11 protein-coding genes are annotated in these 16,675 nt (G+C 57.6%); 3 read left to right on the forward strand and 8 right to left on the reverse strand.

Annotated features, from left to right (window positions below; all coding sequences use genetic code 11):
• Positions 1–259 precede the first annotated feature (259 nt).
• From dnaA to gyrB, 3 genes are all read left to right on the forward strand, one after another.
• Entirely contained in the window at positions 260–1,678 is a 1,419-nt protein-coding gene (dnaA, locus tag ACY34H_RS20470; protein ID WP_464979304.1) for a chromosomal replication initiator protein DnaA, read from the forward strand.
• A gap of 123 nt (positions 1,679–1,801) precedes the next feature.
• Positions 1,802–2,908 (forward strand): DNA polymerase III subunit beta, encoded by a 1,107-nt coding sequence (gene dnaN / locus ACY34H_RS20475; protein ID WP_464979305.1) that lies wholly within the window; start codon positions 1,802–1,804, stop codon positions 2,906–2,908.
• A 116-nt stretch (positions 2,909–3,024) separates the two neighbouring features.
• Positions 3,025–5,523, forward strand: coding sequence for a DNA topoisomerase (ATP-hydrolyzing) subunit B (gene gyrB / locus ACY34H_RS20480; RefSeq protein ID WP_464979306.1), 2,499 nt, complete (start codon positions 3,025–3,027; stop codon positions 5,521–5,523).
• A 62-nt stretch (positions 5,524–5,585) separates the two neighbouring features.
• Here gyrB and ACY34H_RS20485 read toward each other — a convergent pair whose 3' ends face one another.
• The 8 genes from ACY34H_RS20485 to ACY34H_RS20520 all read right to left on the reverse strand — a co-directional run bounded on the left by ACY34H_RS20485 (position 5,586) and on the right by ACY34H_RS20520 (position 16,651).
• The gene (locus ACY34H_RS20485) at positions 5,586–5,843 is read right to left on the reverse strand and encodes a PAAR domain-containing protein (RefSeq protein WP_464979307.1); all 258 of its coding nucleotides are present in this window, start codon (positions 5,841–5,843) and stop codon (positions 5,586–5,588) included.
• 27 nt (positions 5,844–5,870) lie between these two features.
• On the reverse strand, positions 5,871–6,923 hold the full coding sequence (locus ACY34H_RS20490; RefSeq protein WP_464979308.1) for a DUF6708 domain-containing protein: 1,053 nt from the start codon (positions 6,921–6,923) through the stop codon (positions 5,871–5,873).
• Position 6,924: 1 nt separating this feature from the next.
• Positions 6,925–9,378, reverse strand: a complete 2,454-nt coding sequence (locus ACY34H_RS20495) for a T6SS effector BTH_I2691 family protein (protein ID WP_464979309.1) — start codon at positions 9,376–9,378, stop codon at positions 6,925–6,927.
• On the reverse strand, positions 9,375–10,256 hold the full coding sequence (locus ACY34H_RS20500) for a DUF4123 domain-containing protein (RefSeq protein ID WP_464979310.1): 882 nt from the start codon (positions 10,254–10,256) through the stop codon (positions 9,375–9,377). Before ACY34H_RS20500 ends, ACY34H_RS20495 begins: the two co-directional genes overlap by 4 nt.
• 2 nt (positions 10,257–10,258) lie before the next feature.
• Positions 10,259–12,853 (reverse strand): type VI secretion system Vgr family protein, encoded by a 2,595-nt coding sequence (locus tag ACY34H_RS20505; RefSeq protein ID WP_464979311.1) that lies wholly within the window; start codon positions 12,851–12,853, stop codon positions 10,259–10,261.
• A 9-nt stretch (positions 12,854–12,862) separates the two neighbouring features.
• Positions 12,863–14,647 (reverse strand): type VI secretion system baseplate subunit TssF, encoded by a 1,785-nt coding sequence (tssF, locus tag ACY34H_RS20510; RefSeq protein ID WP_464979312.1) that lies wholly within the window; start codon positions 14,645–14,647, stop codon positions 12,863–12,865.
• A 62-nt stretch (positions 14,648–14,709) separates the two neighbouring features.
• The gene (locus ACY34H_RS20515) at positions 14,710–16,044 is read right to left on the reverse strand and encodes a type VI secretion system baseplate subunit TssF (protein WP_464979313.1); all 1,335 of its coding nucleotides are present in this window, start codon (positions 16,042–16,044) and stop codon (positions 14,710–14,712) included.
• 94 nt (positions 16,045–16,138) lie between these two features.
• A complete protein-coding gene (locus ACY34H_RS20520; protein ID WP_464979314.1) occupies positions 16,139–16,651 on the reverse strand; it encodes a YgjV family protein in 513 nt (170 codons plus the stop codon).
• Positions 16,652–16,675: the final 24 nt, after the last annotated feature.

Below are 16,675 nucleotides of genomic sequence, written 5' to 3' on the forward strand. Positions count from 1 at the left end.
TTATCAGCATTCAGGCATGCCTTGTCAACAGCGGAACCGGGTTGCAAAGGCGCTTGCGGGGCGATTTTTCCATGTTTACCAGCACAACCCTGTGGATAACTTGTGGGATTCGGAGTTAGAATAGCGTGTTACGTGTGGCGCATATGCGTCAGTTGCCATGCAGTTGCCATGCAGTTGTCGTATACCTCACGGTATACCCTCACGGTACCTCGCGGCCGACACATGCTGCCCTCCCACAGCTTTTGCAGATAGACGATTCATGGAAAATTTCTGGCAGACCTGTTCCGCCCAACTGGAACTGGAGCTGACGCCGCAACAATTCAGCGCGTGGATCAAACCACTCGTGCCGCTCGATTACGAGAACGGCAAGCTGCGCATCGCGGCGCCCAACCGCTTCAAGCTCGACTGGGTGAAGTCCCAGTTCGCCAGCCGCATTACTTCCCTTGCATCGCAATACTGGGAAGCGCCGATCGAGGTGCAGTTCGTGCTGAACCCGAGCCTGAACCCGCCACGCGCCCGGCCGACCGAAAGCACCAGCACCGCTGCCAGCGTGCCGAACGGCGCCGGCGCACCGGCCATGCATCCGGCGGACGTGCGCACCGGCGATCCGGTCACGCCGCCGGCCGGCAACGAATACGCGAACCAGCGTGGCCGCGAGCAAAGCCGCATCAATACCGACCTCACGTTTGAAAGCTTCGTGACCGGTAAGGCCAACCAGCTGGCGCGCGCCGCCGCGATCCAGGTCGCCAACAACCCGGGCGTGTCGTACAACCCGCTGTTCTTCTATGGCGGCGTGGGCCTCGGTAAAACCCACCTGATCCACGCGATCGGCAACCAGGTGATGGCCGACCAGCCCGGCGCGCGCATCCGCTACATCCACGCCGAGCAGTACGTGCGCGACGTGGTGACCGCCTATCAGCGCAAGGGTTTCGACGACTTCAAGCATTACTACCACTCGCTGGACATGCTGCTGATCGACGATATTCAATTCTTCGGCGGCAAGAGCCGCACGCAGGAAGAATTCTTCTATGCGTTCGAGGCGCTGATCGCCGCGAAGAAGCAGATCATCATCACGTCGGACACGTATCCGAAAGAGATCACCGGCATGGACGACCGCCTGATCTCGCGTTTCGATTCCGGCCTGACGGTGGCGATCGAGCCGCCCGAACTGGAAATGCGCGTGGCGATCCTGCTGAAGAAAGCCAAGTCGGAAGGCGTGACCCTGTCGGACGACGTGGCCTTCTTCGTGGCCAAGCACCTGCGCTCGAACGTGCGCGAGCTGGAAGGCGCGCTGCGCAAGATCCTGGCGTACTCGCGCTTCCACGGCAAGGACATCTCCATCGATATCGTGAAGGAAGCGCTGAAGGACCTGCTCTCCGTGCAGAACCGCCAGATCAGCGTGGAGAACATCCAGAAGACGGTGGCCGATTTCTTCAACATCAAGGTCGCGGACATGTACTCGAAGCGCCGCCCCGCCAACATCGCGCGGCCACGCCAGATTGCGATGTACCTGGCCAAGGAGCTGACGCAGAAGAGCCTGCCGGAGATCGGCGAGCTGTTCGGCGGCCGCGACCACACTACGGTGCTGCACGCCGTGCGCAAGATCGCGCAGGACCGCACCAAGAACCCGGAGTGCAACCACGAGCTGCACGTGCTGGAGCAGACGCTGAAAGGCTGATGGGCAGGCATTTGCATGCGGCGCGCGCCTCTGTCATGGGTCTGCAGCGCCGCTTTGCCTTCTGGCCCAGCAACAATTAGCATTACCAATTATTGAGTCATTAATCTTTTATCGAGGATATCCATGCAACTGGTCAAAACCACCCGAGATACGCTACTTCGGCCACTGCAGATCGTGAGCGGTATTGTCGAGCGTCGGCATACGATGCCGATTCTGGCCAATATCCTCATCCGCAAGGAAGGCGAAGCAGTCTCGTTCCTGTCCACCGATACGGAAGTACAGATCACCACGAACGCCAACATCGGCTCCGGCGCCGAAGTGACCGGCACCACGGTCGCCGCGCGCAAGCTGCTGGACATCCTGCGCGCGCTGCCGGAATCGGGCGACGTGTCGCTGACGCTGGTGAACAAGCGCCTGACGGTACAAAGCGGCAAATCGCGCTTCGCGCTGCAGACGCTGGCCGCCGAGGAATTCCCCACCGTGCAGGAAGCGGAAACCTTCAACGCCTCGTTCACGCTGCCGCAAAAAACGCTGAAGCACCTGTTCAACATGGTGCACTTCGCGATGGCCCAGCAGGACATCCGCTATTACCTGAACGGCCTGCTGCTGGTGCTCGACGGCGAGAACGTGATCGCCGTCGCCACCGACGGCCACCGCCTCGCCTTCTGCCAGGTGAAGACCGAACAGGCCTTCGAGCGCCAGGAAGTGATCATCCCGCGCAAGACCATCATCGAGCTGCAGCGCCTGCTGGAAGAAAACGATGAAGCCGTGCAGCTGGACATCGCCGCCAACCAGGTGAAACTGGGCTTCACGGACATCGAACTGATCTCCAAGCTGGTCGAGGGCAAGTTCCCCGACTACACGCGCGTGATCCCGAAGGGCTACAAGAACGACTTCACGATCAGCCGCGACGAGCTGCTACGCTCCCTGCAGCGCGCCGCCATCATGACCAGCGACAAGTTCAAGGGCGTGCGCTGCATCATCAGCCCGGGTTCGCTGAAGATCTCGTCCACTAATGCGGACCAGGAAGAAGCGGTCGAGGAACTGGAGATCGACTACGGCGGCGACAGCCTCGACATCGGCTTCAACGTCACCTACCTGCTGGACGTACTGAACAACCTGAAGTGCGACCAGGTCAACGTGGCACTGGGCGACTCCAATTCGTCCGCCCTGATCTCGATTCCGGACAATCCCGACTTCAAATATGTCGTGATGCCGATGCGGATCTGATCGAACCGCGTTTTAACTGCAGAGGGCTTCGACAAACCGAATGCGCGGCGCCGCCAGCCGGCGCCGCGCGGCAGGGGTATCGAGGTTCCAGTAATCGTTTTTTGAGAAAGTAGTCCATGTCCGAACGCCAAAACCTAGTACCAGTGCAGGTCAACTCCGAGGATTACGGCGCCTCCTCGATCCAGATCCTGGAAGGCCTGGAAGCAGTCCGCAAGCGCCCCGGCATGTATATCGGTGACACCTCGGACGGCACCGGTCTGCACCACCTGGTCTTCGAAGTGCTGGACAACTCGATCGACGAATCGCTGGCCGGCTACTGCACCGAGATCCACGTGACGATCCACTCGGACAACTCGATCTCGATCACCGACAACGGCCGCGGCATCCCGGTCGGCCTGAAGATGGACGACAAGCACGAACCGAAGCGCTCCGCCGCCGAGATCGTGCTGACCGAACTGCACGCCGGCGGCAAGTTCGACCAGAACTCGTACAAGGTATCCGGCGGCCTGCACGGCGTGGGCGTATCGTGCGTGAACGCGCTGTCGAAACTGCTGCGCGTGACGGTGCGCCGCGACGGCAAGGTGCACCAGATGGAATTCGTGCGCGGCGTGCCGCAGAACCGCGAAATCGAAATCCGCGACGGCGTGGCCGTTTCCCCGATCAAGGTCATCGGCGAAACCGACAAGCGCGGTACCGACGTGCACTTCTGGGCCGACGAAGAGATCTTCAGCCACGTGGAATTCCACTACGAGATCCTGGCAAAGCGCATCCGTGAACTCTCGTTCCTGAACAACGGTGTGAACATCAAGCTGTCCGACCAGCGCACCGGCAAGGATGAAATCTTTGCATTCGAAGGCGGCACGCGCGGCTTCGTCGAGTACATCAACAAGGCGAAAACGGTCTTGCACCCGACCGTGTTCCAGGCCACCGGCGACCGCATGTCGGACCAGAACACGAATATCTCGGTGGACGTGTCGATGCAGTGGAACGATGCCTTCAATGAACAGGTACTCTGCTTCACCAACAACATTCCGCAGCGAGATGGAGGCACCCATCTGACCGGCCTGCGCGCGGCGATGACCCGCGTGATCAACAAGTACATCGACGAACACGATTTCGCCAAGAAGGCGAAAGTGGAGATCTCCGGCGACGACATGCGCGAAGGCCTGACCTGCGTGCTGTCCGTGAAAGTGCCGGAACCGAAGTTCTCGTCGCAGACCAAGGACAAGCTGGTGTCCTCGGAAGTACGCGGCCCGGTCGAGGAGATCGTGGCGAAGACGCTGACCGACTTCCTGCAGGAGAAGCCGCACGACGCCAAAATCATCTGCGGCAAGATCGTGGAAGCCGCGCGCGCCCGCGAAGCGGCCCGCAAGGCCCGCGACCTGACTCGCCGCAAAGGCGTGATGGATGGCCTGGGCCTGTCGTCGAAACTGGCCGACTGCCAGGAACGCGACCCGGCGCTGGCCGAACTGTACATCGTCGAGGGTGACTCGGCAGGCGGCTCCGCCAAGCAGGGCCGCGACCGTAAATTCCAGGCGATCCTGCCGCTGCGCGGCAAGGTGCTGAACGTGGAAAAGGCGCGCTTCGAGAAGATGCTGTCCTCCGAACAGATCACCACGCTGATCGCCACGCTGGGCACCTCGATCGGCCCGGACGAATTCAATGCCGACAAGCTGCGCTACCACCGCATCATCATCATGACCGACGCGGACGTCGACGGCGCCCACATCCGCACCCTGCTGCTGACGCTGTTCTACCGCCAGATGCCTCAGCTGGTGGAACGCGGCCACATCTACATCGCCCAGCCGCCGCTGTACAAGGTGAAGGCCGGCCGCGACGAGCGCTACCTGAAGGACGACACGGAAGAAGCCAGCTACATGATGACGGTGGCGCTGAACACCGCCGTGCTGACCCCGCGCGACGGCGCCGACCTGATCACCGGCGAGCCGCTGACCGAACTGGCCCGCCAGTACAACCTGGCAAACGCCGTGATGCTGCGCCTGACCCGCGTGATCGACCGCGCCGCGCTGACCGCCATCATGACCGGCGTGACGCTGGACCTGTCGACCACCGACGCCGCCCGCGCCTCCGCGCAGGCGCTGGCCGACAATATCAACGACCCGGCCGTTACCGTCTCGGTCCGTTCGGACGACCTGTCGGACAAGCACCTGCTGTGGATCGAGCGCCTGCATCACGGTAACGTGAAGGTGTCGACGATCGACGAGGACTTCGTCAGCGGCGCCGACTACGGCGTTTTGTCCACCGCCGCTGCAACCTTCACCGGTTTGATCGGCGAGGGTGCCATTATTCGCCGTGGTGAAGGCGAACGGACCAAGGAATTCGCCGTGCGGGACTTCCACGAAGCGATGCAGTGGCTGCGCGATGAAGCGGAACGTACCGTGTCGAAGCAGCGCTACAAGGGTCTGGGCGAGATGAATCCGGAGCAGCTGTGGGAAACCACGATGGATCCGACCGTGCGCCGGCTGTTGAAGGTGCAGATCGAGGATGCGATCGCGGCGGATCAGATCTTTACGACGCTGATGGGCGACGATGTCGAGCCGCGGCGGAACTTCATCGAGACGAATGCGCTGCGGGCGGGGAATATCGACGTCTGATGTTGTTGCGCTGGTAAATGGGAAGGGGCCTTGCGGCCCCTTTTTTATTGCCTGGATTTTCGTTACACCGATGAGATCAGCTTGGCGCCACAGGCGGCTTTGTCACCGTCGTAGGCGACCAGCTTTCCGTTGTGTTTCCTGTCGCCCTGCTCGGGTTGAATCGGGAAGACTCCCTTGCACTGGGGGCAGCTTACTGTGTCCCCCTCGAGTGCCACCGGCTTGCCGTAGACTTTGAAATCGGTGCTGGCGGAGAGAACTTTGCCGCCGTGGGTGGTGGAATCTCCCAGGCGGATGATGCCGCGGCCTTTGCTGTCTTTCATAACAGTTACCTCCTTGAAAATTCTTAGCTATCTCTCAGCCCAATGTTGAGCATTTTTTTGAGCATCCAGCCCCGCCCAATTTGCGACCTCGACATGCGGATTGGTAGGCCAGGCTCCACGAAGCCTCGCATCAATAGTGGCTTTCCACCCTACAGGAGTGGCTCCCTGCGGCTCGTTGAAATCCATTATAGAGATTTCATTAGCCTGACATATTTCACTTGGCCACTGTGGATGTCGACAAGTAGCCAAGGAAAGCCGCCGGCCGATAAATGTTGGCAATATGAATGGCATAGCAATAATCCTCACTAAACCAGGTAGCGAGAAACCAAACGTATACATACAAATAAAGAACGACTCTATTAAACTCTCATTCTCAGCAAGATACAACATTGGTGGCGGAAGTCTATCAGGCCCATCGTTCATGTACATGCACCAGTAATTCCATTGTGCTAGAAGAGCCTCTAATTCATAAGACTCCCAACGGCGACCGAGTGCAAGAGCACGTGTCACGTTGCCATTCGTATCCAGCTGATAACACACGATATGGTAGTATTCCCCCCATCCATCCTTGCCGGGACTTAGACAAAATACAGTATCCTTTGACCATGGAATTTCCCATACGACGTCGCCTTTATCCGCGCCACCAAAAAATCGTCGGCGACGCACTGCGTAAATTTTCTTTAACCGCCGATTAAATCTGATAGGTCTTCTGGAGAGTGAAAACAACTCCTCCCGACCACACCATATTGCCAGCCCTCCGAAAACAATGACGCAAACAAGCGATAACAATCTCAGGACTGTATGGGCAAATTCTATGACGGGTTTTTCAAGTATTCCCGGCAATACCCACAGATATATTCCAAGTAAAACTCCAGAAACCGATATCAAAGAAGCTGATGAGATAAGATGTCGCCTCAGGTATGGCTGGTCTGTTACATCCATGAATGTTGCATTAATCCGATATGTTGTCGCAGAATCCATGGCAATAGGTGCAACATACTTTCCTATATCAAGCCTGCGTACGATATCCGTTTCAGGTATTGGATTTCCAATCTTATAACCATTCAGGCGTTCGTCCATATTAGCCTCCAACCGCGCTTTTATAGGCCTTCAGTTCAGATTCCAGATTCGGAAATTTTTCGTTGCCTGTACCGAAAAACGATCTGCCAACCCACTGCTGAAGAGCGACTTCGTTCAGTAGCGGCGAAACTAGGGCGAAAATTACAGCGGCGACCAAGACCCACCAAAATCCTATAGCACCTACGAGTACTGAAACTGATAACCCGATTGTAGTTACACCAACAACTCCGTAGAAAAGGCTCTTAACGTAATTTTCCTCTTCAAAGGCCAGAAACGCTTTCCAAATATCTAAACACGCTACTGCGACGCCCGCTATAAAGCCGACAACCCTAGCTCCAAACACGTATTTCAATGCGGTTTCGCGAGTGATTCCCCAATGAGAATTTATAAAGGCAGATAGCGGATGCGTTGATCTTACAGCAAGAGTAGCCATTGCAGTCTCAGAAATAGATGAAAGAAGAGTTACAGTGCCGAATGCAGCTTTCCATCGCGTTTCAAAACGATTAGTCTCATCATTTTCCGCCAAGTCTCGCATGGCAAAGCTTAATGCCACCATTTGCAATACTATTGCAACTACTCCAAGCTTGAATTCCATTGGCGAATTAGACGAGATCCATCGTTTTGCTTGCTCAACACCAGGAATTTTTACCACGCGAACTACATCCGGCGTAATCAATCCTTGCCGGTGTAATTGGTCTATATCAAGCTCTAGAGCCACGCTCGCCGAGCTATTCTTATACTCTTCAAGTGCTAGTCTCGCAGTCTTGGCCGCGGCAACCGTCGTTTTTAAGTGGTTTTCACTGAATTGAACACCAGCCTTCTGGCACTCATTGGTTATCCATTTCCTAATTTCATTTGCGTTTGCAGAACTCGGCTTAATTATGACTCCTCCTGTAAGAGATAGCCCAACCAAAACAGCATTACGCGCAATAATAGATGATCCTCTAGCAAGCCCTGCAATTATCACATTTACCGTTGACAAAGCCAGTCGGTCAAATGAATTCAACTCCCGCCTATTCGACACTAACTCTACCGCCCTCTTATATATATTGAAAATTGACTCCATGGGCACATCACTACTTTTTAGATGTGGCTCGACTGCGTCTATTATTTCTTTTTGATTGAACAAGAGCGCGCGTAGATATAGATTCTTTTCATTAGAGGGCTCCCCTTCCGCAAGCCATCTTTTAAGTAGCTCTGCGCATTTCTGATTTCCAGCAGATTTACTTATACACTGTGCTAGTGACTCGCGGTAACACTCGCCGCTGCGTATATCAGCAGAATCATGAACACCCTGCATCCAATTACTCAACTGGTCACTACGTAGCCATGCCGTATGATGTGTATCGAGACAAGTAGCAATCGGTTGGAAAGCTTGAAGCGCGGCCTCATAATCAGCTGAAAGAAATTTTTTTCTTTTATCAATATCAATTAAAGACTTTCCCTCTGGAGACGCAAATTTCCTCCAATCCGCACCAGGCCTCCGCACGTTATCGCCTTTAATATTATGATGCGAGTCTTTTTTGGGATACTTAGCCCAGCGTAAATATGTACTTAAAGTTGGATTTCTTTCAGCACTTTTTTCAAGACTTATCCGCTTAGCTTCCTTTTCTCGCTCATTGGAATTAACGGCATTCTCAACATAATCAAGCAAAGTGCTACTTACTTGACCCCAGTAACATTTTTCGTCAAATCCAGCATCATCAGTTGGAAGCGTTAAATCACTCAGATCGGTGCAAATTCCTACCGGATCATTTACAGCAACGATGAATCCGCCGTATGGGCATTTCTCATGCAAAACACTTGCTACACTCTTTGCTGCATCCTGCAAACGCAATTCTCGCTTCAATGGTGAATTACTGAAGTCAAATGCATTTCTCATATCCGCCTGGCTACTAGAAAAATAGGGCACATTTGACACATACTCTTTGAATTTAGCAGCATGAACAGCAGTGCCACGCATCATAGCTTGACCGTCAATGCACTGCATATGTCTCTTCCGCCAATTCAAATCTGGCACTTTCGAAATAGTGGATTTTGTCCACAAAACGTTAGACCACCCAATCCAGATATTTCCCATCATTTCGCAAGGTAGAGGCTCGATGTCTATACAGTAGGACAATGCCACGCTAACACGGTCCAGACAGCAAGAATCCATTGAATTTGGATTTACGGTTGGAACGTACTCGACAGGAAACTCCCAAAGCGCGGAGTTAGGAAGAATAATGTAGGCTTTAAGCCGCTTTCGCTTCTCTTCATAAGTGTAGAGATAGCCAGTTCTTAGCGCTCTAAGTGTATATTTTGCTGGCGATATATCAGCTGGTGCCCCAACGATCTTGAAGTTTCCAGACAAACCAGGCACATCATCTTTACCGTTTGGACAAGCAACAGCATATCTTACTGGATATATAAGGATCCCTTTTCTTCCGCAATAGCTACAGGCAGCATTCGTCATTTATATCTCCTTATTTCGTTAATTCTTCTTTCCATGATATTGATATCGGCGGAAGTAATACTTGACATCATTTGCTGCAAGGTAATTTCGCGCTTTCGTAACTTTTCCCAACTCGGTATCAGTTCGTGGCACTCACGAAAGATAGTTCCGTAACGCGTAGAAATATAGGCAAACTCCGATCGCTGTTCATCATCTTCACGATGGAGGTAGCTCGCCGTTTCCAGAAATGCAGCAATTGAGTCATTAAGCTCGTCCAGGCACTGCTCGGACAACGGGCAATACATATGAAGCCGAGCATGAAGTCGAAAAAATTGCCTGCTTTTGCTCAACAAATCCCAGTGAGAACTTTCGGGCCACCCAAGAGCCAAATCAGCGGTTGATGGCACGAAGGGCAACGTACGCTGAACGCACCACCATTGCCGACGCCAAGGAAAGTTCCAGCGTTGAACATTGCCAAGAAGTGCATTTCCCTTTTGTTCTGAAAAAAGGTAAGCCGTAAGAATGAACACACGAGGATCGTAATATCGCCATATCACCTCACGTGAATCTTCCCCGGTGCCATTGATAAATCTGGCCACGCAATTTGCCAGCTCTTCCGTACCGCTATCGGTTTGCAGCCATGCGCATACCACTGGCGGGTATTGCTCCGACTTTTCCTGTTCTAGCAGTTGAGATACGACCTCCTGTTCTGAGTGCGTTAAATTGTCTAGTCTCAATAGACGAGGCATCGATTCCTCCGCTGCCCACAAGAAGGGCGGTACGCAGGGGTGCGTGACCGGTAATAACTCCTTCAGCTCAGCGGACAGATTCGATGGCTCGATCAATAGATAACCGTCATTTGGCACAGGCAAAGGCAATTGGGTCGGTGCGATCAGCATCGTCATTCTCCTTTCACAGGAACAGTTGCAGCCCCGGTTCCAGCGGCGCCCTTGGCCTGCATTGCACAGGCATCCGAACCGGGAAAGGTCGCTTTTCTATCCTGGCCTTTCATCGTCTGATGATCGGCCGCATACATTTCGCTGTCGCCGCTGGTGTAGCCTTTTATCCCTTCCGCGCTCAGCACAAGTTCGCTACCGCCGCCGTTAATGCGAACGCCCTTTTTTGCCTTCAGGTTTATCCAGTCGGTAGCGCTGATGATCTCGATGACTTTTTTCGCAAGCACTTCCAGCTCATCGTTCTGCGCCTGGACCTGAACCTTTCCGCCTGCAGCGATAAGCTTGGCGCCCCCCTGGTTCGTAAAAACGCTGACGCCAAGGGCTGCGCGTATCCATGTGCTGCCTCCCGCTGAAAGTCTCATTTGCTCGCTGCAGACGAGGTCGGTGTCCAGAGCGGCACCAATCGCCAGCGACTGGCCACTTGTCGCGATAACGCCATCCGGTCCGTTAATGGCGATAACCCGGCCTTTGACTTCGTCGAGTTTGTCCACTTTCTCAACGAGGGCACTCAGCTCGGCGTTGATTGGCTCATCCTTGGCAAACCTTTCGGCAAGTTTCGACAATTGCCCAGCCAATTTCCCTAACCCGGCCGCGACTTTGACCATGCCTGCACGTTCCAGTTGCTTGCCTTCCGATCCACCGCCATTCTCTGCCGTGATGAGAACACCTTCGACGCCTCTGACAGCCACAGCAAGCTCACTAAAAAGCTCCGCCCCTTCCCCGCGCTTTTCTGCATACCCATTCTTCTTCGGCTGCGTCAAAAACCCCAGATTCAACTGCGATTCCCCATGGTCACTACTCAACTGCGCACTGATCTGCCCCTTGGTATCGTCGAACCGCAACTGATTCCCCTGCCGCCCGCCCAGCACCTCTCGGCTGCGTATCCCCGATAAATGCCGGTTCCCCGGCAGGCCGCCGCCACTGCTCAGTTCAGGCGGCGTGGCCACCTGGTTGTACATCTGCCCCACGATCACGGGCTTGTCAGGATCGCCCCCCAGGAACGCTACGAGTACTTCGCTGCCGACCCGCGGCAGCATCACCGCACCGCACTGGTCGTATCCCGGCCCATTGCCTGCCCAACTGCTCGCCACGCGCACCCAGGCGGAATCGCGATCAGTGTGGGTCGCGCCAGTACCGGATGCATGCGCATGGTCCCGCTCCCGCGTGGCGGGGAAGCGGATTCTCACGCGGCCCATGGCATCGCAGTGCACCTCTTCCTTGGCAGGTCCCACCACCAGCGCGCTCTGCATGTGTACCGGCGGCAGATCGGTGCGCGGGTCATAGGCAGGCACGATGGGAACGCCACGGCGCACGGCGGTAAAGCGCATCTTGACCGGGTGTTTGCCCAGGTCGTCGTTGGCCCAGCCGCTGCGCGTGAACAGCCTGGCCACACGGTCGGCGAGGTCGCGCGGCAGGTTGTTCTGCATGGCCAGTTGCAGCTCGGTGATGACGAATTCGCGGTCGATTGCCTCGTGGCGGTCGATCTCGGGGTGGCCAGTCAGCGCGAAATGTTCTCCGGCGCGGAAATCGCGCACGGCGCCTTCGCCCATGAAGCACTTGGTCTCGAAGTCATGCCGGTCCATGGCCAGTTCGCCGAGCGCCGTCAAGTCCTTGCGGTCGTCGCCCGCATGCGGCGCCCACACCTGGTAGTCGTCCAGCGTGGCGGCGAGGGTTCGTTCGATAGGCCCCTGCGTCAACTGGCCCAGCATTTCCACCCGCATGCCATCCAGCGACAACGGCGTCTTGTAGTTCCAGCTGTGCCGTGTTGCAGTCGTCGGCTGCAGCGTGCGCACGGCGGTCCAGGCAGTGATGCTGTCGCGCTCCTCCGTCGATGCGTCGCGGTGATAGCGCACGGTACCGGCGGCATTTGCACGCACGCTTTCGAAACGGTTCAACAGGCGCATGCGGTGGGACGGATAGTGCTTTTCCACGTCCGGTTCGAAGATCCAGGAGATGCCGCGCCGGCGCAGGATCCGCCGGATGAACGCGGCATCCGACTCGTTGTGCTGCATGGTGAATTCGCGCTTCGGGTACTGCATGTCGTCGAAGATGTTGTCCGTGATGACATCGAAGCAAGGCCCCACGACAGGATTACTGTGATGCCATTCATCTCGCAGCCGATACAGGATCTCCACTTCATTCAGGTTGCGGAATACGCGCGTGTTGGTGCGTTTTTCCATTACCGCAAGCATGTCGCGGATTACGAGCTGGTAGCTGGCCAGGCCGCCGTCGCTGTCGCCAGCGCGCGCTTCGGTGACCACGCCGCACACGGTGCGCAATTTGCCGCGATCGGTGACGATGTCGATCGCGGCCGGCAGCGCGATGAATTCCTTGAGTGGCAGGCGGGCGTCCAGCGCCACGCACAGCACGCGGTATTCGAAGCCGCCGCACAGCGATTCATGGCCTTCCACGCGCTGTGGCAGCAGCACGTCCTCCATCATCACCTTCGGATGATCGAGACGCAGCCGCACCGGGCGGTCGCTGGTGACCAGGTCGCGATGCGAGACCAGGAAATTGACGAATGCATTGAGAAGTTCCATCAAGGCCTCCTAAGCCGGCGACTGGGAACCCTGGCGCTGGGCGCATCGCACCAGCTCGCGGCCGTCGGCCGTTTGCACGATGAGCAGGGTGAAATTTCTCCAGGCGATGTAGTAACCGAGGACGTAATCCATCACCTGGGCAAACGCGTAAATGCTGCGATGGGTGAACGCTGCTTCATCGACTGTCAGCCGTATCTGGTAGCCATAGGCCAGCGACGAACCATAGTCGTGGGGCAACGCCCCCTTGATTTCGCGGCGATCCACCGCGACGATGCCGGCCAGTTGACGTTCCGTTACCGCGCAATCGGGCCTCGCGTGCAGGCGCAGCAGCCCGAGCAGGCTTGCCAGGTCGAACTGGGCCATGGCTCGGCCGCCGGCATTACCGGCGCCGAGCACTTCGAAGTGATCGTCCGGCTTGTCGGCCAGGACGAGCGGTGTGGTTGGCGTGCACAGCACGCGGATGGTGCAAGTCGCAGCCGATTCATTGCCGACCAGGTCGCCGCTGGCGCGGCCCACCGGCAGCGTCGCAGGCAGCGTGCCATTGGTGCAGGTAAGCTGCGCTGTCGCCGTTCCTTCAGCCAGCTGGAGCGGCTTGCGCCGGTGGTCGAGAAACGACACCGTGTCTTCGGTACCGAGCGTGGGGTTCGCCCGCTTGAAAGTCCAGCGTTTCGTTGGCGCCACGCATTGCTCACCAGCCCATTCCAGGTCGACTGCCGCATTGCTGCCGTCCACCGCGCATAAGAGCTTCATCGAATCGATGTTGTAGATCGTGATCTCCGCATCGTTCGAACGCCGCACGATGAGCGGATAGACGTCCTGTTCCTCCTTTATCCGGATTGCTTCCGATGCACTGGAAAACATGTTCACGACAGGCGTGCAGCCGAGCCGCAACGCCGTTGCCGGCAAGGCGCGGAGCAACTGCGGCGTGGACGTCTGATGCAGGTCCGGCACGATCAGGTACAGCACCACACGCTGCGCGCCATTCGGGGATCCGGCGAGTGCGGACTTCAGGTCGATATCGAAGAAGTCGAATTTCTCCGGGAATGCAAAATACTCGGCCAGCAGGCGCAGGCTGTCCTCCTGTCGCCTCGGCGTCGGCAACAGCGCTTCGCTGCGCGAAAGGCCCACCGGTGCCAATGGCGATTTACTGAGCTTCCACCATTGTTGTTCCGACTCGACGCAGGTGCACAGCGTACGGGCGAACAGGCCGTCATACAGGGCCGTGCGCGTGGCGGCATCGGTGTCGATGAAGACCCGTACCGGCTCGGCGGTTGCCTTGTCGAGTGCAATGGCTGGATCCGTGCTTTCGATGACGATCCTGATCGCACCGCCCGCGCCCGATGGCAAGCCAAGGGATAGTGGCGCATCCACACGGGCCGTATAGCTGGCAGTCAGCGCAAGCGCCGGAATGGTCACGTCATAGGCGGTGCGGAACCGGCATGCCGGCTCTGACTTGAAATGGAACTCGGTGCCGCGCGGGATCGTGGCGCTCACGCGCTGCATGCCCGCGTCAAAGTGCGCCACCGAACAGGAAGGCACAGGGTTCAGGTAGAACGGGCTGAGGATGGCCAGCAGGTCGTTGGTCAGGCGCGTGTGGTAATAGTCGAGATTCCACGCATTCTTCGCGCACAGCAAGGCAGTGCCCTGCATTACGCGCTCGGTCACGGGATCGGCATCCTGCCCGGCCGATACCCCAAGCCTTGAAGCCAGCGAGAGATTGCGCGAGATCATTTCCTTGAAGTTGCGGCGCAAGATTCCCATCTCGCGCTCGAAGTACGGAAGAAGTTTGTCCATGGATCGGTCTCACAAAAAAGAATGCAGGTTGCAGAGTCACGCAAGGCTCCTGCCGCGGACGTTTAGAAGGGCAGCGCGCAACCCGTCCGCGCGTAACACCGCACCCGCTCTTCGCCATCGAGCGTCAGCACCACCAGCCGCGCAAAACCTTCCTCCTGCGCATGGCTGGCGAACAACTCCGTCATCACCTGCGCAAACACGAATATGCTGGACCGGCCGAACGCCGCCTCATTGATCGTCAGCCTGATCTCGGTGCCCTGCATCCAGGCGGCGCCTTGCGGGAAGCACACCCAATCCTCCACAGCGCGCTGATCGAGTCCGACGATGCCGGCCAGCTGCCGCTGCACCGACGGGTTGTCGGCGGGGGCATGGCGCCGCAGCAGTTCCAGCAGCGCAGGCAGGCCACGTTCATTCGAAAAGCGGGAATGGTCATCAAGGCAGGCAGCCGGCCGTAACATGGACGGCCGCCGCAGGAAGCGCACCGGATAACCGGCCGCCGCGCCATCCATGGCCAGGTCGCCATCGGGGTGCCCGATCGGCAGGCTTGCGGGAGTATCGCCATCTGTGCTGCTCAGCTCGCGCTCCGCTGCAACCGGCATCGGTTTCGCTGCGGAGGAAAACAGGTTGATGACCGGCGTACAGCCTGGTCTCAGCATCGAAGGCGCCAGCGGACGCAGCGCACTGGCGTTGGGCAGCTCGGGCAACGCCACATGCAGCGCCAGCCGGCGCGTGCCGGCCGGGCAGCGGGCCAGTGCAGGCGCAAGGTCGATATCGAAGAAATCGAATTTTTCGGGGAATGCAAAGTACTCGGTGAGACCCTGCGGTTCAACTGTTTGCGGGTCGCCCACCGGCGCGGGAAGCAGTGTTTCATCTTCGGCATAGCCCACCGGCGCGAACGGCAGCGCGGCCAGCTCGAACCACTCGCGGCCAACATTCACGCAGGTGTACAGCGCGCGCATGAACAGTGCATCGTGCAGGGCTGCGCGCGTGGCGGGATCGGCGTCGATGAACAGCCGCACCGGGCCGGCAACGGCTGCATCGAGAGCAATGGCAGGGTCGGTGCTTTCGATGGCGATGACGATCGCGCAAGCCGTTTCGTCGGGTACGCCCAGCACGGGCGGCACCTTGAGGTGTGGAACGAAGCGCGCGGACGCGATCGCGAGCGGTGCGAGCGCCACCTCGTATACGGTACGGAAGCGGCAGGCCGGTTGTGCCTTCGTCGTCAGCGCCGTGCCACGCGGGATGGTGGAGGGCGCGCCGCTGGCTGCGTTTTCCACCTGTACCACGGAGCAGAAAGGCAGAGAGGGGGAAGAATGTTGCGGCAACCTGACCACCGGATCCAGCGTGGATACCGGTGCGTCGGCCAGGTCGAATTTCAGTTGAAGGAGCTTGCCCATCCTTGCCTCCCGTTAATGACGAGAGGCAATATTTACACAGCAAAATCTGGCGCCCGTTGACGCCGAGCAACATCAAGTGGCTATCAGATGGACATCAGGCGACCGCTGCATTCCTTCGCCGCACCATCCGCGCAATGGTCACCAGATTGACGATGGCCACTACCACCTCCAGCGCCGTTCCGCCGACCGAGCCGGAAATGACGTTATTGGCAATCCAGAAGCAGGTCCCTACCAGCATCACCAGCCGCATCGGAATTCCCTGCAACAGGAACAGCGCCAGCGTACCCAGGCACGATGCACCGAGCGGCAGCCAGTCGCTGGGCTGTTTGGCGAAGTACAGCCCGAGGCAGATATTGATCGCCACCACCGCCAGCGCGACCCACACGGAGCGGGTACGCAGCGCCAGCAAGGAGCGCAGCAGGGACATGGTGGAACTGGCCACCGCAGTCGGGTTGCCGAGCAGCGCGAAGTGCACCACGTAGGCCAGGCATTCGCCGGCCATGAACAATTTGAAGCGGCGGTCGTCGGTCTGCAGGAAGGAGCCGACGCCGAGCACGAACGCAACGTAGCCGACGCATTGCGCCGGCGAGAACCAGTCGATGGACATGAAAAAACTGCGGTAACAGGCGGG

Source organism: Pseudoduganella sp. jia 9, assembly GCF_055502615.1.